Origin of the sequence: Winslowiella sp. 2C04 (genome assembly GCF_050037805.1) — a bacterium.
GTDB classification, from domain to species: Bacteria; Pseudomonadota; Gammaproteobacteria; order Enterobacterales; family Enterobacteriaceae; genus Erwinia; species Erwinia toletana_A.
The window spans coordinates 771,158-790,379 of sequence record NZ_CP188300.1; the positions used below are offsets into that span (position 1 = coordinate 771,158).

General features: G+C 54.4%; 19 protein-coding genes and 1 other RNA gene. 14 read left to right on the forward strand and 6 right to left on the reverse strand.

The genetic code is table 11. The features are described 5' to 3' along the window. Positions 1–55: 55 nt before the first annotated feature. Positions 56–955: a LysR family transcriptional regulator ArgP gene (locus tag ACP3TC_RS03315; protein ID WP_313853584.1), complete on the reverse strand. Its 900-nt coding sequence runs from the start codon at positions 953–955 to the stop codon at positions 56–58. A 192-nt stretch (positions 956–1,147) separates the two neighbouring features. Here ACP3TC_RS03315 and rpiA point away from each other — a divergent pair, with 192 nt between their 5' ends. Beyond that, positions 1,148–1,807 (forward strand): ribose-5-phosphate isomerase RpiA, encoded by a 660-nt coding sequence (gene rpiA / locus ACP3TC_RS03320; protein WP_313853583.1) that lies wholly within the window; start codon positions 1,148–1,150, stop codon positions 1,805–1,807. A gap of 313 nt (positions 1,808–2,120) precedes the next feature. Next, on the forward strand, positions 2,121–3,359 hold the full coding sequence (gene serA, locus ACP3TC_RS03325; RefSeq protein ID WP_313853581.1) for a phosphoglycerate dehydrogenase: 1,239 nt from the start codon (positions 2,121–2,123) through the stop codon (positions 3,357–3,359). A gap of 62 nt (positions 3,360–3,421) precedes the next feature. Here the strand turns inward: serA and ACP3TC_RS03330 are convergent, their stop codons facing one another. The 3 genes from ACP3TC_RS03330 to zapA form a co-directional block, all read right to left on the reverse strand. After that, positions 3,422–4,012, reverse strand: coding sequence for a 5-formyltetrahydrofolate cyclo-ligase (locus ACP3TC_RS03330; RefSeq protein WP_313853579.1), 591 nt, complete (start codon positions 4,010–4,012; stop codon positions 3,422–3,424). Between the two features lie 60 nt (positions 4,013–4,072). Next, a non-coding RNA gene (gene ssrS / locus ACP3TC_RS03335) (6S RNA) lies at positions 4,073–4,257 on the reverse strand. A gap of 41 nt (positions 4,258–4,298) precedes the next feature. Continuing rightward, the gene (gene zapA / locus ACP3TC_RS03340) at positions 4,299–4,628 is read right to left on the reverse strand and encodes a cell division protein ZapA (RefSeq protein WP_017803516.1); all 330 of its coding nucleotides are present in this window, start codon (positions 4,626–4,628) and stop codon (positions 4,299–4,301) included. 172 nt (positions 4,629–4,800) lie between these two features. Between zapA and ACP3TC_RS03345 the strand changes: the two genes are divergently transcribed. The 9 genes from ACP3TC_RS03345 to trhA all read left to right on the forward strand — a co-directional run bounded on the left by ACP3TC_RS03345 (position 4,801) and on the right by trhA (position 15,684). Next, entirely contained in the window at positions 4,801–5,379 is a 579-nt protein-coding gene (locus tag ACP3TC_RS03345; protein WP_313853577.1) for a YecA family protein, read from the forward strand. A gap of 60 nt (positions 5,380–5,439) precedes the next feature. Next, positions 5,440–6,762, forward strand: a complete 1,323-nt coding sequence (gene pepP, locus ACP3TC_RS03350) for a Xaa-Pro aminopeptidase (RefSeq protein WP_426817519.1) — start codon at positions 5,440–5,442, stop codon at positions 6,760–6,762. Then, entirely contained in the window at positions 6,759–7,937 is a 1,179-nt protein-coding gene (ubiH, locus tag ACP3TC_RS03355) for a 2-octaprenyl-6-methoxyphenyl hydroxylase (protein WP_426817520.1), read from the forward strand. Before pepP ends, ubiH begins: the two co-directional genes overlap by 4 nt. A 13-nt stretch (positions 7,938–7,950) precedes the next feature. Continuing rightward, positions 7,951–9,153, forward strand: a complete 1,203-nt coding sequence (ubiI, locus tag ACP3TC_RS03360; protein ID WP_426817521.1) for an FAD-dependent 2-octaprenylphenol hydroxylase — start codon at positions 7,951–7,953, stop codon at positions 9,151–9,153. A 441-nt stretch (positions 9,154–9,594) separates the two neighbouring features. Continuing rightward, the gene (gene gcvT, locus ACP3TC_RS03365; protein ID WP_426817522.1) at positions 9,595–10,692 is read left to right on the forward strand and encodes a glycine cleavage system aminomethyltransferase GcvT; all 1,098 of its coding nucleotides are present in this window, start codon (positions 9,595–9,597) and stop codon (positions 10,690–10,692) included. A 29-nt stretch (positions 10,693–10,721) separates the two neighbouring features. Next, the gene (gcvH, locus tag ACP3TC_RS03370) at positions 10,722–11,108 is read left to right on the forward strand and encodes a glycine cleavage system protein GcvH (RefSeq protein ID WP_313853568.1); all 387 of its coding nucleotides are present in this window, start codon (positions 10,722–10,724) and stop codon (positions 11,106–11,108) included. A gap of 104 nt (positions 11,109–11,212) precedes the next feature. Next, positions 11,213–14,086 (forward strand): aminomethyl-transferring glycine dehydrogenase, encoded by a 2,874-nt coding sequence (gene gcvP, locus ACP3TC_RS03375; RefSeq protein ID WP_426817523.1) that lies wholly within the window; start codon positions 11,213–11,215, stop codon positions 14,084–14,086. A 57-nt stretch (positions 14,087–14,143) separates the two neighbouring features. Further along, a complete protein-coding gene (locus tag ACP3TC_RS03380; protein ID WP_426817524.1) occupies positions 14,144–14,887 on the forward strand; it encodes an SDR family oxidoreductase in 744 nt (247 codons plus the stop codon). A 143-nt stretch (positions 14,888–15,030) separates the two neighbouring features. Further along, a complete protein-coding gene (gene trhA / locus ACP3TC_RS03385; RefSeq protein ID WP_426817525.1) occupies positions 15,031–15,684 on the forward strand; it encodes a PAQR family membrane homeostasis protein TrhA in 654 nt (217 codons plus the stop codon). Between the two features lie 38 nt (positions 15,685–15,722). Here the strand turns inward: trhA and ygfZ are convergent, their stop codons facing one another. Continuing rightward, positions 15,723–16,703, reverse strand: a complete 981-nt coding sequence (gene ygfZ, locus ACP3TC_RS03390) for a tRNA-modifying protein YgfZ (RefSeq protein WP_313853563.1) — start codon at positions 16,701–16,703, stop codon at positions 15,723–15,725. Between the two features lie 230 nt (positions 16,704–16,933). Between ygfZ and sdhE the strand changes: the two genes are divergently transcribed. Both sdhE and ACP3TC_RS03400 read left to right on the forward strand, forming a co-directional pair. Beyond that, positions 16,934–17,200 carry an FAD assembly factor SdhE gene (gene sdhE / locus ACP3TC_RS03395; RefSeq protein WP_052899472.1) on the forward strand — a complete coding sequence of 89 codons (267 nt, stop codon included), beginning with the start codon at positions 16,934–16,936 and terminating at the stop codon, positions 17,198–17,200. Beyond that, the gene (locus tag ACP3TC_RS03400; protein ID WP_313853560.1) at positions 17,181–17,591 is read left to right on the forward strand and encodes a protein YgfX; all 411 of its coding nucleotides are present in this window, start codon (positions 17,181–17,183) and stop codon (positions 17,589–17,591) included. The genes sdhE and ACP3TC_RS03400 overlap by 20 nt, the downstream gene beginning before the upstream one ends. 95 nt (positions 17,592–17,686) lie before the next feature. Here the strand turns inward: ACP3TC_RS03400 and fldB are convergent, their stop codons facing one another. Continuing rightward, the gene (gene fldB / locus ACP3TC_RS03405) at positions 17,687–18,205 is read right to left on the reverse strand and encodes a flavodoxin FldB (RefSeq protein WP_313853559.1); all 519 of its coding nucleotides are present in this window, start codon (positions 18,203–18,205) and stop codon (positions 17,687–17,689) included. 76 nt (positions 18,206–18,281) lie between these two features. Between fldB and xerD the strand changes: the two genes are divergently transcribed. Further along, positions 18,282–19,196, forward strand: coding sequence for a site-specific tyrosine recombinase XerD (gene xerD, locus ACP3TC_RS03410; protein ID WP_313853558.1), 915 nt, complete (start codon positions 18,282–18,284; stop codon positions 19,194–19,196). The last annotated feature ends 26 nt before the right edge of the window (positions 19,197–19,222 follow it).

Below are 19,222 nucleotides of genomic sequence, written 5' to 3' on the forward strand. Positions count from 1 at the left end.
TGATTTTAATTCAGGGGCGGTATTTACCGCCCCTGTCGGGATTTATAACAGAAGACTATTCAGTATCCTGACGCAATACCCGGTGGCCATGCGCCAGCAGCGCATCGGTTACTTTTCTCATCAGACGACTCTCCGGCGCGAAGCGGTGCCAGTACAGCATGCGGCGTTGCAGCAAGCCCGGCGTCAGATCGATCAGCTCACCACTCGCCAGCTCTTTCTCGATCTGCAAATGAGGAATCATACAGCAGGTTGATCCCTGACGCGCCAGCTGGACAAAGGCTTCCGACGAGTTAACGATATGGCAGGGCACGCTGCCCGGCGACAAATCAAAGTTCTGTTGTAAAAACGCCTGATGCATATCGTCGAGATGATCAAAGGCCACCGCTGGCGCTTTCAGCAGCGCTGAGCGCGTTACACCATTCGGGAAGTAGCGTGCGGCAAACTCTTTTGACCCAACAAACAGATAGTCCAGCGCGCCCAGTTGATCGACCAGGCAGCTCGGCAGTGGCTGCGGCTGAATACTTACCGCACCCACCACTTCACCACGGCGCAGGCGCTCTTGCGTGCGGGTTTCATCTTCCACTTGCAGGTTCAGGCGCACCGGCGAGTCGGTCAGCACGTTTTTCAATGCCGGTAACAGCCAGGTTGCCAGACTGTCGGCGTTGACCGCCAGTGAAAGCAGCAAAGGGGTTGTGCCGCCGTTTTCATCGCCCAGCCACTCCTCTTCCAGCAGCTCAACCTGATGCAACAGCGCCAGCAACTTCTGCCCCTGCTCGGTCGGGCGAGGGGGGACGGTGCGCACCAGCAGCGGCTGACCGAACATATTCTCCAGCTGTTTTATTCGCTGTGATACTGCTGATTGCGTTATACAAAGCTTCTGCGCAGCGCGTTCAAAGCCGCGCTCGCGAATCACAGCATCCAGAGCCTGAAGCGTTCGATAATCCGGGCGTTTCATTGTTGTAGTCTTATCCTTTAAGGCTGATATCTGCACTATGCCACAAAATCAGGTATTTGCCCTGACCTTACTTATCAATCACTTTGTGGGCTGGCTTCCACTCCTGCACATCAAAGACGATTGAACAGGACATTTTGCGCGGTGCTTGCTTTATACTAGGGCCACACAGTTGCCACAGGTTTTAAACATACCATGACACAGGATGAACTGAAAAAAGCAGTAGGTTGGGCCGCGTTGGAATACGTCAAGCCCGGCACCATTGTCGGCGTTGGCACCGGATCAACCGCCGCGCACTTTATTGATGCGCTGGGCTCAATCAAACATCAAATCGACGGTGCGGTATCCAGCTCGGACGCATCCACTGCCAGATTGAAAAGTTTAGGCATACCGGTGTTTGATCTCAATGAGGTCGACGGACTTTCTGTCTATGTCGACGGCGCCGACGAAATCAACCGCCAGATGCAAATGATTAAAGGCGGTGGCGCAGCGCTGACCCGTGAGAAAATCATTGCGGCGGTGGCAGATAAATTTATCTGTATTGCTGATGAGTCAAAGCAGGTCGATGTGCTGGGTAGATTTCCGCTGCCGGTTGAAGTCATCCCGATGGCGCGCGCTTATGTTGCACGCCAGCTGGTCAAGCTCGGTGGCTTACCCGAGTACCGTCAGAATGTACTGACCGACAACGGCAACATTATTCTCGACGTGCATAATCTGCAAATTCTTGAGCCAATTGCGCTGGAAAACGCGATTAACGCACTGCCTGGCGTGGTGACGGTAGGGCTGTTTGCCAGCCGTGGTGCCGATGTGGCGCTGATAGGTACCGCTTCTGGCGTCAAAACCATTGAAAGATGATCTGTCTGGCGTGAAGACGCCAGCAGTTATTTCTGATAAAAAAACATCTTTTCTTCAACAGGTTAAATTTAGTGACTTATGTCACATAAACCTGGCCTGCCGAGCCATCCTACTAAGTTGGCGGTGTGAACCGCTATAATCTGTCGCATTGTTCTGCCCAACGATGCCGCCGTGCTGGTGGCCAGGCAATCGTTTGTATTGCTGCCAGCGTATTTTTTGATATTTTGACAGAAGGCTGGCTTATATCCGCGATCACCCGGCGGGGTGAAGGGTATAGCGGTTACTTCTGAAGTCTGCAAAATAAGGTCGGGAAATGGCAAAGGTATCACTGGAGAAAGACAAGATTAAGTTCCTGCTGGTGGAAGGTGTTCACCAGAGCGCGCTGGAAAATCTGCGTGCGTCAGGCTATACCAACATCGAATTTCATAAAGGCGCGCTGGACAGCGAGTCTCTGAAGGAATCCATCCGTGATGCGCACTTCGTTGGCATCCGCTCGCGTACTCAACTCAGCGAAGAGATTTTTGCCGCGGCAGAAAAACTGGTCGCGGTAGGTTGCTTCTGTATCGGCACCAACCAGGTTGATCTGAACGCCGCCGCACAACGCGGGATTCCGGTATTTAACGCCCCTTTCTCCAATACCCGATCCGTTGCTGAGTTGGTGATTGGTGAGCTGTTGCTGCTGCTGCGCGGAATTCCGGAAGCAAACGCCAAAGCTCATCGCGGTATCTGGAACAAACTGGCGGTCGGTTCTTTCGAAGCGCGTGGCAAAAAACTGGGTATTATCGGTTATGGCCATATCGGTATGCAGCTCGGTGTACTGGCGGAAAGCCTCGGCATGCATGTGTTCTTCTATGATATCGAGAACAAACTGCCGCTGGGTAATGCCACTCAGGTACGTCATCTGTCCGATCTGCTGAATATGAGCGACGTGGTCAGCCTGCACGTGCCGGAAACCCTTTCTACGCAAAATATGATGGGTGCGGAACAGCTGGCACTGATGAAGCCTGGCGCACTGCTGATTAACGCCTCGCGCGGAACCGTTGTGGATATCCCGGCGCTGTGCGAGGTACTGGCGAGCAAACATCTGGCAGGTGCGGCCATTGACGTGTTCCCGGTCGAGCCGGCAACCAACAGCGATCCGTTTACTTCACCGCTGTGCGAGTTTGATAATGTGATTCTGACGCCACACATTGGCGGTTCTACTCAGGAAGCTCAGGAAAATATCGGCATTGAGGTTGCGGGCAAACTGGCGAAATATTCCGATAATGGTTCTACCCTGTCGGCGGTTAATTTCCCGGAAGTGTCACTGCCGATGCACGGCGCTGCCGTGAGTCGTCTGTTGCATATCCATGAAAACCGTCCGGGCGTACTGACTGCGATTAACCAGATTTTCGCTGAGCAGGGTATCAACATTGCTGCACAGTATCTGCAAACAACGCCGCTGATGGGCTATGTGGTGATTGATATTGATGCTGAAGAAGATGTGGCGCACAAAGCGCTGCAGCTGATGAAAGCGATTCCTGGAACCATCCGCGCACGTTTGCTGTACTGAGTATTTGGGCGGCTAAAACGCCGCCCTGCAATGAAAGTCGCGGGGTCGTTTCGGCTCCCGACTTACCACTGCCACAGTTTTGACGGCGTAATCATCGCTGATAACGGCACATCCCACTCCGCCACCGGTAAATCATCTACCTGCTGACAGTCATGCGCCAGGCCTATGGGGACAAAGCGCTGTTGTCGCCAGTTCTGCAAGGTGCGGTCATAGAAGCCACCGCCCATGCCCAGCCGATTCCCATGATGGTCAAAGGCCACTAACGGCATCAGCACGACCTCCAGCTCGCTGAGCGGCAGCAGAGTGCCTGGCGTCAGCGGTGGCTCGGGAATGCGCAGTCGGTTAGTTTGCAGCTGGGTATTGGCGTCGTAGCGCACAAACAGCAACTGCCCGCGGCAAAACGGATGCAGTACCGGCAGATAAACCTGCTTTTTCTGCTGCCATAGTTTTGCAATTAACGGGCGGGTGTTCAGTTCACCGTCCACTGAAAGAAACAGGGCGATGTTCTGTGCTTGCTGAATGGGGACAAAATTAAGCGCATGCTCCGCAACCTGTTCGGCAGCGCGTTGCTGTTGCTCATCACTAAGTGACTGACGCATATGGCGAATTTTCTTACGAATAGCCTGACGATCTAATAAGGAGATGGATGTCATAGGGAACTCGTTGGAATATAGCGCCCGAAGGCTGAAACGGTCTGGCCGTTAAAGGGAAGGGGAATCTCCGAGATGCCGCAGCAGGCTGTAACCCTTGAACCCTTGGTTCAAGGTGAATGTGCCGTCGCAACCATCAGGCTTCTCGGACGGACCGAGCATGCTCACAGGTTACAGAGCGCCACACTCTGTTTGGTATGAAATATCGGCTCAGGGGACTGGCCCGCTTGCAAACATCTCAGAGAAAATTTTACTTCACCGTCACTGTATCACAGCAAACCATGAAGTGTTATTCGAACTTTGCACCCTGGCGATCGGATATGCGACCTTGTTCAAGTAATGCCTGCTCAATGGTCTGTTGCAGCATCCGAATGCGTTGTTCCATATTGGCAGCATAGTCGCGTGTTTTGACTTTTTCCTGCGCCAGTTCATGGCAAATGTTCAACGCAGCAATAAATACCAGTTGCTCGGTATTAGTGACTCTAGTGCGAACTTTTAAATCTTGCAACCGTTGATTGAGGTCTTCCGCAGCCATGTTCAGCGCATCTTGCTGTTCAGGCGGACAATTCACTCGTAATGAACGGCCAAAAATTTGAATATCTACCGGTTGTGCAGACATGCCACCTTCCTGACTGATTACTGCGCCCGCAATATCGCCCTTGCCACTCAATGGCTTGGGAGGGGCGCCACTATATATACCCCAAAGAGAAGAAACAAGCCCTTTCTGGAATCGTCGAGGCACCTGGTGGTAGCATAACACGAACTAATCCTGCCAACGATGATGAATACGTATGTCTATACAGAACACAATGCCGGCTTACAACACGCTGGCCTCAGCGCTTACGCAGCAGGGAGTCGGTATGACTCCTGCAGAAATGCACGGTTTAATCAGCGGAATCATCTGCGGTGGTACTCAGGATCGCAGCTGGCAAACGCTGGTTCACGATCTGACCAACGAAGGGATGGCGTTCTCGCAGGCGCTGGCGCAACCGCTGCAACAGTTGCATCAGAGCGTCTCGGACACGCTGGAAGATGAAGGCTTTATGTTCCAGCTGTGGCTGCCGGAAGAGGACGACATCACGGTATTTGACCGCGCTGACGCACTGGCGGGCTGGGTTAACCATTTCCTGCTGGGCCTGGGCGTAACGCAGCCAAAACTGGATAAGGTCAAAGGCGAAACCGGTGAAGCGATTGACGATCTGCGCACCATTGCCCAGCTCGGTTATGACGAAGACGAAGATCAGGAAGAGCTGGAGCAATCTCTGGAAGAGATTATTGAATATGTCCGTGTCGCGGCGTTACTTTGCCATGATACTTTCACTCGCCCGGCTCCTGCCGCGGTGGAAATCAAGAAACCGACTTTACACTAAACTATTTTCTGGTGCGGCATTCTCGCCGCCCGTGCCAATGAATTAACAGGGAGCCGTAACGTGGTTAATCTTTCAGCGTTTTTGCAGCGCCGCCAGACACTGTTAGCCAAAATGGCTCCGGCCAGCGCGGCCGTTATTTTTGCTGCACCCGAAGCTACCCGCAGTGCAGACAGCGAATATCCGTATCGTCAGAACAGTGATTTCTGGTACTTCACCGGTTTTAACGAGCCGGAAGCGGTGTTGATACTGATTAAAAGTGATGAGTCGCACAATCACAGCGTCCTTTTCAATCGCGTGCGTGATAAGAATGCTGAGATCTGGTTTGGCCGCCGTCTTGGTCAGGAGGCTGCGCCGGAAAAACTGGGCGTAGACCGTGCATTGCCGTATGACGATATCGGCGAACAGCTGCATCTGTTACTGAACGGGCTGGATGTGGTTTATCACGCTCAGGGCGAATATGCGCAAGCAGATACCATTCTGTTCGGCGCGCTGGAAAAACTGCGTCGCGGTTTTCGGCAGAACTTGCAGGCTCCCGGCACTCTGGTTGACTGGCGCCCGTGGGTGCATGAGATGCGCCTGTTTAAGGCACCGGAAGAGCTTGAGATCCTGCGTCAGGCGGGGAAAATCAGCGCGCTGGCTCATACCCGCGCGATGGAAAAATGCCGCCCTGGCATGTATGAATATCAGCTGGAAGGCGAAATTCATCACGAGTTCAGCCGTCACGGCGCGCGCTTCCCGGCCTATAACACCATTGTGGGCGGGGGTGAAAACGGCTGTATTCTGCACTATACCGAAAATGAATCACCGCTGCGCGACGGCGAGCTGGTGCTGATTGACGCCGGTTGTGAATTCCACGGTTATGCCGGTGATATCACCCGGACTTTCCCGGTTAACGGCAAGTTCAGCGCACCGCAGCGTGCAATTTACGATATCGTTCTGGCGTCACTTAACCGTTCACTGGAACTGTTTGGTCCCGGCATCAGCATTCGTGAGGTCAATAACGAAGTGGTGCGCATTATGGTCAGCGGGCTGGTTAAGCTGGGCGTGATGCAGGGTGATGTCGATCAGCTGATTGCTGATATGGCGCACCGTCAGTTCTTCATGCACGGCCTGAGTCACTGGCTGGGGCTGGATGTCCATGATGTAGGCCATTACGGCACTGTCGACCGTGGCCGCACGCTGGAGCCGGGCATGGTACTGACTGTCGAACCCGGATTGTACATTGCACCGGATGCCGATGTACCGGCAGAGTATCGCGGTATCGGCATTCGTATCGAAGATGACATTGTAATCACCGCTGACGGTAATGAAAATCTTACTGACAGCGTGGTGAAAGATGCCGATGAAATTGAAGCGTTAATGGCGGCAGCAAAAGCGTTATGAGCATTATCATCGCAGGCGGTGGAATGACCGGTGCCACTCTGGCACTGGCGATTTCACATCTTTCTCAAGGCAGTTTACCGGTGACGTTGGTTGAAGCCAGCGCCCCGGGAGAACGCGATCATCCGGGCTTTGATGGACGGGCGATTGCGCTGGCGGCAGGCACCTGTCAGCAACTGGCGGCAATCAATATCTGGCCATCGTTGCAGGATTGCGCTACGCCGATTACCCATGTGCACGTCAGCGACCGTGGTCATGCCGGTTTTGTCTCGCTGGATGCGCAAGACTATCAGGTTTCGGCGCTCGGCCAGGTGGTCGAGCTGCATGATGTTGGCCAGCGGCTGTTTGCCATGCTGAAACAGGCGCCAGGCGTGACGCTACGCTGTCCGGCCGCAGTCACTACCGTGACCCGCAGTCAGCAGCAGGTGACGGTAACGCTGGACAGTGGCGAACAGCTGGACGGCCAGCTGCTGGTCGCCGCCGACGGCGCGCGTTCGAAGCTGGCGGCTTCCTGTGGCATTCAGTGGCAAACTGAGGATTATCAGCAGGTCGCGGTGATTGCTAATGTCTCTACCCAGCTGGCGCATCATGGCCGTGCCTTCGAGCGCTTTACCCAACACGGGCCACTGGCGCTGCTACCGATGTCGCAGGGGCGCTGCTCATTAGTCTGGTGTCATCCTCTGGCGCAGCAGGCGCAGGTGGATAGCTGGAGCGATGAACAGTTTTTGCAGCAGTTGCAGCAGGCGTTTGGCTGGCGGCTGGGAAAATTTACCCATGTTGGTCAGCGGCTGAGTTATCCGCTGGCGCTGCAAACCGCTTCGCAGGTCAGCAGCCATCGTCTGGCAGTAGTCGGGAACGCGGCACAAACTCTGCATCCGATTGCCGGTCAGGGATTTAACCTTGGCCTGCGCGATGTGATGTCGCTGGCAGAAACCCTGGCGGGGGCGCATCGCCAGCAGCAGGATCCCGGCAGTTTTGCCGTGCTGCAACACTATCAACAGCGTCGTCAGCCGGACAGACAAGCCACCGTGGGCATTACCGATGGCCTGGTACGGCTGTTTGCTAACCGTTTTTCGCCGTTGGTCGTTGGACGCAATCTGGGCCTGATGGCCATGGACAATTTACCGCTGATGCGCAATATGCTGGCCGAGCGCACGCTCGGTTGGGTAAAGCGTTGATAAGAGGATTTTAATGCAAACATTTGACGTAGTAATCGCCGGCGGCGGTATGGTGGGTCTGGCGGTGGCTTGCGGCTTGCAGGGCAGCGGATTACGGGTTGCGGTGCTGGAAAAATCGCCGCCGCAGGAGATGGCTGCCGACGCGCCTGCGGGTCTGCGGGTATCCGCGATCAATGCCGCCAGCGAGCGTCTGTTGCAGCATCTTGACGTCTGGTCAGCGATCCTTGCCCTGCGCGCCGCGCCTTATCACGGTATGCAGGTGTGGGATCGAGACAGCTTTGGCCATATCGCCTTTGATGATGAGCAGCAAGGGCTGTCGCATCTTGGTCATATTATTGAAAACCAAGTGATTCATCAGGCGTTGTGGCAGAAAGCCAGCCAGCAGAGTGATATCACGCTGATTGCGCCTGCGCAGTTGCAGCAGGTGTCCTTTGGCGATAACGAGGCGTTTGTCACCCTGCAGGACGGCAATATGATGAGTGCGCGCCTGCTGGTGGCGGCAGATGGCGCGAATTCATGGCTGCGCAACAAGGCTGATATCCCGTTAACCTTCTGGGATTATCAGCATCATGCGCTGGTGGCGAATATTCGCACTGAACAGCCACATGATGCGGTAGCACGTCAGGTGTTTCATGGGGACGGCATTCTGGCATTTTTACCGCTCAGCGATCCGCATTTGTGCTCAATTGTCTGGTCAGTGCCGCCACAGGAAGCCAGCCGATTACAGTCGATGCCGGTTGAACTGTTTAATCAGCAGCTCTCAGTCGCGTTCGATATGCAGATGGGGCTGTGCCAGGCCGAAAGCCAGCGTGAGACATTCCCGTTGATGGGGCGCTATGCCCGGAGTTTTGCCGCTCACCGTCTGGCGCTGGTTGGCGATGCGGCGCATACCGTGCATCCGCTGGCCGGGCAGGGGGTTAACCTCGGCTTTATGGACGCTGCGGAACTGATTGGCGAGATTAAACGCCTGCATCAGCAGGGCAAAGATATCGGCCAGCATCTTTATCTGCGCCGTTACGAGCGCAGCAGGAAGCACAGTGCTGCTGTGATGCTGGCGGGCATGCAGGGCTTCCGTGAGCTGTTTGCGGGTGAGAATCCGGCGAAGAAACTGCTGCGTGATGTCGGTCTCAAACTGGCGGATACTCTGCCAGGCGTTAAGCCACGACTGTTAAAACAGGCGATGGGGCTGAACGATTTGCCTGACTGGCTGAAGTAACACGCGATCCCTGACGGGCGGCGTTTTCGCCGCCTTTTTTTATGCGTCGGCGTCCCGGATCCGCTGCACGTGTCCGATTGCCCTGTGTTGGGGCACATTTGAAAAATTCTAATTCTACGACCCATTTCGCATTATTATTTCTAATGCAGAATGCTTTTCTCCTCAGTCATTTTCTATCCCCGTTCGTTCGAATCTTTATCATTAGTCTGCTTTGATATCGTTTTGTTGTTAATTATGTGCCTTATGGCGCAGTTTTTTAGTGAAAAACTCTGCAGAATCATCCGTGCATTGTGATAGTGCACAGCGGATTCACCCTCGTTTAGCTTATGGTTAATCCACGCGTTAGGTGGTAACTTCAGGGAAAAGGTAACGTTTGCGTCGCGCCGTTTTGCCGGTATTTATTGCAATTTCTAACAACAACAGTTTATGCACAGGACAGATATGACTCAGCAGACTCCCTTGTTCGAACAGCATCAGGCTTGCGGTGCCCGCATGGTAGATTTTCACGGCTGGATGATGCCGCTGCACTACGGTTCACAGATGGATGAGCATCATGCGGTCCGCAATGACGCCGGGATGTTTGATGTTTCACATATGACCATTGTCGATCTGCATGGTGCGCGGACTCGCGAATTTTTGCGTTATTTGCTGGCGAACGATGTCGCTAAGCTGACTTCCGCAGGCAAAGCACTGTACAGCGGGATGCTGAATGCCTCGGGTGGCGTGATTGACGATCTGATTGTTTACTTTATGACCGAGGACTACTTCCGTCTGGTGGTGAACTCGGCAACGCGTGAAAAAGACCTGGCATGGATTGGCGAGCACGCCGCCGCATACGGTGTGCAGCTGACAGAACGTGACGATTTGGCGTTGATCGCCGTGCAGGGGCCAAACGCCCAGCAAAAAGCACAAACTCTGTTGGATGATGCGCAGCGCCAGGCGATTGCCGGTATGAAACCGTTTTTCGGCGTGCAGGCGGGTGAACTGTTTATCGCCACCACCGGTTATACCGGTGAAGCGGGTTATGAAATTGCGCTACCAAAAGAACAAGCGGCGGGCTTCTGGCAGCAACTGCTGGCCGCCGGAGTGAAACCTGCCGGGCTGGGCGCGCGCGATACCCTGCGCCTTGAAGCCGGCATGAATCTGTACGGCCAGGAGATGGATGAAGGTGTTTCGCCGCTGGCTGCCAATATGGGCTGGACGGTGAGCTGGGAGCCTGCCGATCGTGATTTCATTGGGCGCGAGGCGCTGGAAATTCAGCGTAAGAAGGGCACTGACAAGCTGGTTGGCCTGATCATGACCGAGAAAGGCGTACTGCGTAATGAATTACCGGTTCGTTTTACCGATGACGGCGGTAACCATCATGAAGGTGTGATTACCAGCGGATCGTTTTCTCCCACCTTAGGCTACAGCATTGCGCTGGCGCGCGTGCCTGCCGACATTGGCGAGCAGGCGATTGTGCAGATTCGCAATCGCGAAATGCCGGTAAAAGTCACTAAACCTGTTTTTGTTCGATCCGGCAAACCGGTCGTTCAGTAATCTGTTTCTTTTTTCTGGAGAGTATGTCGATGAGCAATGTGCCTGATGAACTGAAGTATCGTGATAGCCATGAGTGGGTGCGTAAGGAAGCGGACGGCAGCTACACCGTCGGCATTACCGAGCACGCACAGGAATTGCTGGGTGATATGGTGTTTGTTGACCTGCCTGACGTCGGTGCCAGCTATGCTGCTGGCGACGATTGTGCCGTGGCAGAGTCGGTAAAGGCCGCCTCTGATATCTATGCTCCGCTGAGTGGTGAAATCATCGCGGTTAACAGTGAGCTGGAAGCTGCGCCCGAGCTGGTTAACAGCGCGCCGTACAGCGAAGGTTGGTTATTTAAAATCAAAGCCAGTGATGAATCAGAGCTGGACGCGATGTTAGACGCCGCTGCCTATAAGGCCTCTATCGACGAGTAACACTCAGACTGCTCCTTCCCTCAGCGAACGGGGGAAGGCTGCCTCCTCCGCCAGACCGTGGAGGGCAATACACTTCCCTATGCCCGATGCAGGATTTACCGCTAATGACTCAGACTCTCAGCCAGCTTGAACACACCGGCGCGTTTATCGAACGCCATATTGGCCCCTCGCAGCAGCAGCAGCAAGCGATGCTGGCGACCGTTGGTGCCAGCTCTCTTACCGATTTAATCGGCTCGATTGTGCCGGCAGATATCCAGTTACCCAGCCCTCCGGCAATTGGCGACGCGTTGACAGAGCACCAGGCGCTGGCCGAGCTGAAAGCGATTGCCAGTCAGAATCAGCTGTATAAATCCTATATCGGCATGGGTTATGCGCCGGTGTTAACGCCGCCGGTTATTCTGCGCAATATGCTGGAAAATCCGGGCTGGTACACCGCTTATACGCCTTATCAGCCAGAAGTTTCGCAGGGCCGACTGGAAGCATTGCTCAATTTCCAGCAGCTGACGCTGGATCTGACCGGGCTGGATATCGCCTCTGCATCGCTGCTGGATGAAGCCACTGCGGCGGCAGAAGCGATGGCGATGGCGAAGCGCGTCAGTAAGCTGAAAAATGCCAATAAATTCTTTGTGGCTGAAGATATTCATCCGCAAACTCTGGATGTGGTGCGCACCCGTGCCGAAACCTTTGGTTTTGAAGTGCTGGTGGATCGGGCTGATAAAGCACTCGATCATCAGGATCTGTTTGGCGTGCTGTTGCAGCAGGTCGGCACTACCGGCGAAGCGCATGACTATCGCCAGCTGATTGCTGAACTGAAAAATCGCAAAGTGATTGTCAGCGTTGCCGCAGAGTTTATGTCGCTGGTATTGCTGGAAGCGCCTGGTAAGCAGGGGGCGGATATTGTCTTCGGCTCGGCGCAACGATTCGGCGTACCGATGGGTTACGGCGGGCCACATGCGGCATTCTTCGCTGCGCGTGATGAGCATAAGCGTTCTATGCCCGGGCGTATTATTGGCGTATCACGTGATGCGGCGGGTAACACCGCGCTGCGCATGGCAATGCAGACGCGCGAACAGCATATCCGTCGTGAGAAAGCCAACTCCAACATCTGTACTTCGCAGGTACTACTGGCCAATATTGCCAGCCTGTATGCGGTGTACCACGGGCCAGTAGGATTGCAGCGCATTGCCGGGCGTATCCATCGTCTGACCGATATTCTGGCTGCCGGCCTGAAGCAGGGCGGCCTGACGCTGCGCCATCACAGCTGGTTTGATACTCTTACCGTTGAGGTTGCGGATAAAGCCGCAGTGCTGGATCGCGCGCTGAGTTTTGGCGCTAATCTGCGTACCGATATTCATAATGCCGTCGGTATCACGCTGGATGAAACCACCAGCCGCGAAGATGTGGTGGCGCTGCTGTCGATTCTGCTGGGTGAAGATCATGCTATTGATATCGAGGCGCTTGACGCGCAGGTTGCGCACAACAGCCAGTCAGTTCCGGCCGATCTGCTGCGTAAAGAGGCGATCCTGACGCATCCGGTATTTAATCGTCATCACAGTGAAACTGAGATGATGCGCTATATGCACAGCCTGGAGCGTAAAGATCTGGCGCTGAATCAGGCGATGATCCCTCTGGGATCCTGCACCATGAAGCTGAACGCCGCGGCGGAAATGATTCCGATTACCTGGCCAGAGTTTGCTGGTCTGCACCCATTCTGCCCGGCCGATCAGGCCAGCGGCTATTTGCAGATGATTGGTCAGCTGTCGCAGTGGCTGGTGCAGCTGACCGGCTATGACGCGCTCTGTATGCAGCCAAATTCCGGGGCGCAGGGCGAGTACGCAGGTTTGCTGGCGATTCGTCGCTACCATGAGAGCCGCAATGAAGCCGGTCGCCATATCTGCCTGATCCCAAGCTCGGCACACGGTACTAACCCGGCTTCGGCACAGATGGCGGGGATGGCAGTCGTGGTGGTGGCTTGTGATAAGCAGGGCAACATCGATTTGCACGATCTGCGCCAGAAGGCGGAGCAGGCGGGCGAAGCGCTCTCTTGCATTATGGTGACCTATCCGTCGACCCATGGTGTTTACGAAGAGACTATCCGTGAAGTGTGCCAGATTGTGCATCAGTTTGGCGGCCAGGTGTATCTCGACGGTGCCAACATGAATGCGCAGGTAGGCATCACGACGCCCGGCTATATTGGCGCGGATGTGTCGCACCTTAACCTGCATAAAACCTTCTGTATTCCGCACGGCGGCGGTGGCCCGGGCATGGGGCCGATTGGCGTAAAAGCACATCTGGCTCCGTTTGTACCGGGTCATAGCGTGGTGCAGATTGATGATATGCTGACCCAGCAAGGCGCGGTGTCTGCCGCACCGTTTGGCAGCGCATCGATTTTACCAATCAGCTGGATGTATATCCGCATGATGGGCGCTGAGGGGCTGAAACAGGCCAGCTCGGTGGCAATCCTGAATGCGAACTATATCGCCACCCGCTTGCAGTCAGCCTATCCAATCCTTTATGCGGGTCGCGATGGCCGCGTGGCGCACGAATGTATTCTGGACATTCGCCCGCTTAAAGAGCAGACCGGCATCAGCGAGCTGGATATCGCCAAACGCCTGATCGACTACGGTTTCCATGCGCCAACCATGTCATTCCCGGTCGCGGGTACGCTGATGGTAGAGCCGACGGAGTCTGAAAGTAAAATCGAACTGGATCGCTTTATCGATGCGATGCTGTCAATCCGTATCGAAATTGATCGTGTGGCGGAAGGTGAATGGCCTGCGGAAGATAATCCGTTGGTAAACGCGCCCCATACTCAGATGGAGATCGTCGGCGAGTGGACACATCCCTACAGCCGTGAACTGGCGGTATTCCCGGCAGGCAGCGACAATAAATACTGGCCGACGGTAAAGCGTCTGGATGATGTATTCGGTGACCGTAACCTGTTCTGCTCATGTGTCCCGATGAGCGAATATCAGTAATTATTGCTGACAGATCAAACCGGCCGGGATTACCCGGCCTTTTTTTTGGGAGGAACGATGAATATTGCCTTAGTCACCGGTGCCAGCCGGGGGATCGGACGCGCGACGGCGTTGCAGCTGGCGGCGCGGGGATATTGTGTTGCCGTTAACTATCATCAACGTGCAGATGCAGCCGCAGAGGTGGTGCGCCAGATTGAACAGGCGGGCGGTCGCGCATTTAGCGTGCAGGCGGATATCGCCGATGAAGCGCAGGTGGTGGCGATGTTTCAGTATATCGACAGCCAGCCTGGAACTCTGACTGCACTGGTGAATAACGCCGGTATTTTGTTTCAGCAATCGACGCTGGAAGAGCTGACCGCCGAACGTATTAATCGGGTATTCCGCACCAATGTCACCGGCACTTTTATCTGCTGTCGTGAGGCGATCAAGCGCATGGCGCACCATCACGGCGGTAACGGTGGGGCGATAGTGAACGTATCATCCGCCGCATCGCGGACCGGCGCGCCGGGGGAATATGTTGATTATGCCGCATCGAAAGGGGCAATGGACACCCTGACAAGGGGGTTGTCGCTGGAAGTGGCGGCGCTGGGCGTGCGGGTTAACGGCGTGCGTCCTGGCTGCATCTACACTGAGATGCATGCTGATGGCGGCGAAGCCGGTCGCGTTGATCGTCTGGCTCCGGCTATTCCAATGCAGCGCGGCGGGCAGGCGGAAGAGATCGCCAACGCGATTGTCTGGCTGCTGAGCGAAGAGGCTTCATATATTACCGGCAGTAATATTGATGCTGCCGGCGGTCGCTGATGGCAGCAGCCTGTTGCGCTGATGTTACATGGCTACACAGTTTAATTTTAGCTTACAGGTGTACTCTGAAATTATTCTCAGTTAGGCTACTTCTGCAACGTTATCTCTGTTTGTGAGTTTCTGACGCGGGGGAGCCCGGTTTTATGACAAATAACACGCTTTTAGCCAAGGGATATTCACTGGCCGAAGAGATCGCTAACAGCATCAGTCATGGTGTTGGCTGTCTGCTGGGGATTATTGGATTAGTGCTGCTGCTTGACCAGGCCATTGATGCACGCGCCAGTGCGCTGGCGATCACCAGCTACAGCGTTTATGGCGGCAGTATGATTCTGCTGTTTCTGGCCTCAACGCTTTACCACGCAATTCCTCATCCACGGGCAAAATACTGGCTGAAAAAACTTGACCACTGTGCCATCTATCTGTTGATTGCCGGCACTTATACGCCATTTCTGCTGGTGGGGCTTAAATCGCCGCTGGCACACTGGCTGATGGTGGTGATCTGGAGTCTGGCGTTAATTGGGGTGGTTTTTAAACTGATATTTGCGCACCGCTTTAAGGCAATGTCGCTGATCACCTATATGTTGATGGGCTGGTTGTCACTGATAGTGATTTATCAACTGGCGATGACCTTATCGGCAGGAGGCGTCTGGCTATTGGCTGCGGGCGGGATTATCTATTCGCTGGGGGTGATTTTCTACGCCTCAAATCGCATTCCGTATAATCATGCAATCTGGCATGGCTTTGTACTCGGTGGCAGCCTGTGTCACTTTATGGCGATCTATTTTTACGTTATTTAATTCAGTGGCGAGGCAGGCAGCCTCGCCTGATGAATGAATTAGTCGATGGTATAAGGCAGCGGCTGAATTGCCAGCTTACCGCCTTCATCGCCCTGAACGCGCAGCACGGTATCGGCATCAAGATCGTTATTCATCACCACCTGCACCCACACCTCACCGTTATCCAGCTGAATGGCCGCCAGAATTGTGCCGGTGCGACGCCAGTTTTCTCCCAGCTGCATCTCCAGCGAATCGCCCGCTTCCGGAACCCGGCTGGCATTGCCCGCCAGCCAGTAAAGCGCACGTTTATTGGCTCCTCGGAACTTGGCGCGAGCCACCATCTCCTGGCCGGTGTAACAGCCTTTTTTAAAGCTGATGGCATCCAGCGACTGCAGGTTGGTGGCCTGTGGGATAAACTGAGTGCTGTTCTTCTCATCGATAATCGGTAAACCCGCTTCGATATTCAGCGCCAGCCATTGTGCGCTGTCATTAAACTGCGCTTCACCGGCCAGCTTTTGCTGAATTTCCTGCGCTTTTTCCGCGCTGGTAATCAGCAGAAAACGCTCGGCAGGATGGGCAAACCACAGCAGCGTGCTGTCACCCTGCTGCACCACCTGATTTTCAGCATCTGGCAGCTGGTCAAACAGGCCGGTCAGCGCTGCACGCGCCTGAAACCCCGCCACACCGGATAACACGGACTGGTCGTCCGCTTCGATGGTGATTTTGGCGAACACCGCATACTTTTTTAGCTCGGTGATTTGGTTTTCACGCACGCTGCGTCGCTCAATATAGGCAAAACCTTCGCCACGATGGAACAGGCGCAGGTTGCTCCACATTTTTCCTTTTGCGTCGCAGTGCGCGCAGAGAAGATGCTGGTTAGAACCCAGTGCGGCGACATCAAGTGTCACCTGCCCCTGCAGATAACTGACGCGATCCTGACCTTGCACGGTAGTCAGCGCCCAATCTTCCAGCGAGATCAGCGTCAGCGGCAAGCGCGCTGAGGCAACAGGCTGACGCGGCGGTAAAGTAAAGGTTGGCATAGTTATATCCTGAAAAGGGTGTCCAAAAGCCATCAATATGCTTCTCATGTTAAAAGAGCACCTGTGCTTTGCAACCTGTTTTCTGAAGATGACGCACAAAACGCGTGTTAACCCTGCATCTTGTAGCAGTGCTTTGCGCGTTAAGCCGGAATGGCAAAATTTGCGTATCGCGCATTTTGTTAAAAAAGCGCTAAACTAGCGCCCATGTTTAGCTAACTGATGATTAAAAAATGGATATTAACAACAAAGCGCGAATTCACTGGGCATGCCGTCGCGGTATGCGTGAGCTGGACATCTCCATTATGCCGTTCTTTGAGTATGAATATGACTCGTTGAGCGACACCGACAAGCAAGTGTTTATTCACCTGCTGGAAAGTGACGATCCCGACCTGTTTAACTGGCTGATGAACCATGGCGAACCTGCCGATCCCGAGCTGAAACGCATGGTGCAACTGATTCAACAGAGAAACCAACAACGTGGTCCAGTGGCAATCTGATCTACGCGTTTCATGGCAAGCTCAGTGGGTTTCACTGTTGCTGCATGGGGTGGTTATTCTGCTGCTGTTACTGGCACCGTGGCCACCAACTTATACTGTTGTCTGGATTGTGCTGTTAACGCTGGTGGTGCTGGAGAGCGTGCGCAGCCAGCGGCGCATTCGTCGTCGCGAAGGGGCAATCGCGCTGTTAACCGAGCGCCGCTTACGCTGGCGTCACAAGGAGTGGATGATTACCCGACGTCCCTGGCGTATAGGGTCGGCTTTGCTGCTGACATTACGTGATAATAGCGGAAAGCGGGAGCGCCTGTGGCTGCTGCGTGACAGCATGGATGAAGCTTCGTGGCGTCAGCTGCGCCAGTGTTTGTTAAGTAAGGGCAGGGATGATGAGTAAGCCGATACTGTTACTGACGCGCAAAATCAACGGGTAGGGTAATTCTCCCGGTTGCGCGTCAGTTAAGCCGCAGTAATACAGGGCTGGGCGGGCTGTTACAGCAGCTCAGCCATTTCAGTCAGCACCTGCTCGCACCACTGTTCAATACGCTCGTCACTGACCTCGTACTGGTTAACATCATCCAGCGCGAGGCCAACAAACTGCTTACCATCAGCGGTCAGCGGTTTCGCGCTGGTGAACTCGTAACCCTCAAGCGGCCAGTAGCCTATAAATCTCACGCCCATCGGCGTCAGCAAGTCGTGCAGCATGCCGAGCGCGTCAAGAAACCACTCGCCGTAGCCAAACTGATCGCCCATGCCATACAGCGCAACGATTTTGCCGCGCAGGTTAAGGCTGGCGATATCAGTCCAGACCGCTTCCCAGTCTTCCTGTAATTCACCAAAATCCCAGGTCGGAATACCGAGAATCAGCAGGTCATACTGTTCCATTAGCGCTGGCGAATCATCTTTCAGATTATGCAGAGTAACCAGTTCTTCACCGATAAAATCACGAATTTTTTCCGCTGCCATTTCGGTATAGCAGGTGCTGGAGCCATAGAAAAGACCAATTTTCATGCCAGGAAAGCTCATTCTTAGTACAATTAGGCCGATTGTATCAGAAGAGGCGCAGGATCAGGCATAATGAGCACGAATGCACACTGATGAGGTAACCGTGCAAGATAACGATTTGATCGAGCAATTTCTGGATGCGCTATGGATTGAGCGCAACCTTGCGCAGAATACACTGGCCTCTTATCGCCTCGATTTGCAGGCGCTGGCGCTATGGCTGGAGCACCACCAACGCAGTCTGCTCAATGCTGAGGCAATTGATTTGCAATCTTTCCTCGCGGAACGGCTGGAAGGCGGCTATAAAGCCAGCAGTTCGGCTCGTTTACTCAGTGCGATGCGTCGGCTGTTTCAGTACCTTTATCGGGAAAAGCAGCGCGATGACGATCCCAGTACGCTGCTCTCCTCACCGAAGCTGCCGCAGCGTTTGCCTAAGGACCTGTCGGAGGCCCAGATTGAACGGCTGTTGCAGGCACCCGGCACCGAGCAGCCGATTGAACTGCGTGATAAAGCGATGCTGGAATTGCTGTATGCAACCGGACTTCGCGTTTCAGAACTGGTAGGCTTAAACCTGAGCGATGTCAGTCTGCGCCAGGGTGTGGTGCGGGTGATTGGTAAAGGCAACAAAGAGCGACTGGTGCCGTTGGGAGAAGAGGCGGTGCACTGGATTGAGCAATTTATCGAGTATGGACGCCCGTGGCTGATGAATGGTCAGAGCGGTGATGTCCTGTTTCCCAGTAACCGTGCTCAACACATGACGCGCCAAACTTTTTGGCACCGAATTAAATATTATGCGACGCTGGCCGCTATAGACAGCGAAAAACTGTCTCCGCACGTGTTGCGACATGCTTTTGCCACCCACTTACTGAACCACGGTGCCGATTTGCGTGTCGTACAGATGCTTTTAGGCCACAGCGATTTATCGACTACACAAATTTACACCCATGTCGCCACCGAGCGTCTGCGTCAATTACATCAAAAGCACCATCCGCGCGCCTGAGGTGCAGGATAGAGAGTGAGAAGAAA

Bases quoted from the DNA above. Each gene is read 5' to 3' on its own strand.
- gcvP (WP_426817523.1), top strand. From the start codon at position 11,213: ATGACTCAGACTCTCAGCCAGCTTGAACACACCGGCGCGTTTATCGAA.
- ACP3TC_RS03345 (WP_313853577.1), top strand. From the start codon at position 4,801: ATGTCTATACAGAACACAATGCCGGCTTACAACACGCTGGCCTCAGCG.
- ygfZ (WP_313853563.1), bottom strand. From the start codon at position 16,703: ATGCCAACCTTTACTTTACCGCCGCGTCAGCCTGTTGCCTCAGCGCGC.
- sdhE (WP_052899472.1), top strand. From the start codon at position 16,934: ATGGATATTAACAACAAAGCGCGAATTCACTGGGCATGCCGTCGCGGT.
- trhA (WP_426817525.1), top strand. From the start codon at position 15,031: ATGACAAATAACACGCTTTTAGCCAAGGGATATTCACTGGCCGAAGAG.
- ACP3TC_RS03380 (WP_426817524.1), top strand. From the start codon at position 14,144: ATGAATATTGCCTTAGTCACCGGTGCCAGCCGGGGGATCGGACGCGCG.
- ACP3TC_RS03330 (WP_313853579.1), bottom strand. From the start codon at position 4,012: ATGACATCCATCTCCTTATTAGATCGTCAGGCTATTCGTAAGAAAATT.
- serA (WP_313853581.1), top strand. From the start codon at position 2,121: ATGGCAAAGGTATCACTGGAGAAAGACAAGATTAAGTTCCTGCTGGTG.
- ubiH (WP_426817520.1), top strand. From the start codon at position 6,759: ATGAGCATTATCATCGCAGGCGGTGGAATGACCGGTGCCACTCTGGCA.
- ACP3TC_RS03315 (WP_313853584.1), bottom strand. From the start codon at position 955: ATGAAACGCCCGGATTATCGAACGCTTCAGGCTCTGGATGCTGTGATT.
- ubiI (WP_426817521.1), top strand. From the start codon at position 7,951: ATGCAAACATTTGACGTAGTAATCGCCGGCGGCGGTATGGTGGGTCTG.
- zapA (WP_017803516.1), bottom strand. From the start codon at position 4,628: ATGTCTGCACAACCGGTAGATATTCAAATTTTTGGCCGTTCATTACGA.
- fldB (WP_313853559.1), bottom strand. From the start codon at position 18,205: ATGAAAATTGGTCTTTTCTATGGCTCCAGCACCTGCTATACCGAAATG.
- xerD (WP_313853558.1), top strand. From the start codon at position 18,282: ATGCACACTGATGAGGTAACCGTGCAAGATAACGATTTGATCGAGCAA.
- rpiA (WP_313853583.1), top strand. From the start codon at position 1,148: ATGACACAGGATGAACTGAAAAAAGCAGTAGGTTGGGCCGCGTTGGAA.
- gcvT (WP_426817522.1), top strand. From the start codon at position 9,595: ATGACTCAGCAGACTCCCTTGTTCGAACAGCATCAGGCTTGCGGTGCC.
- gcvH (WP_313853568.1), top strand. From the start codon at position 10,722: ATGAGCAATGTGCCTGATGAACTGAAGTATCGTGATAGCCATGAGTGG.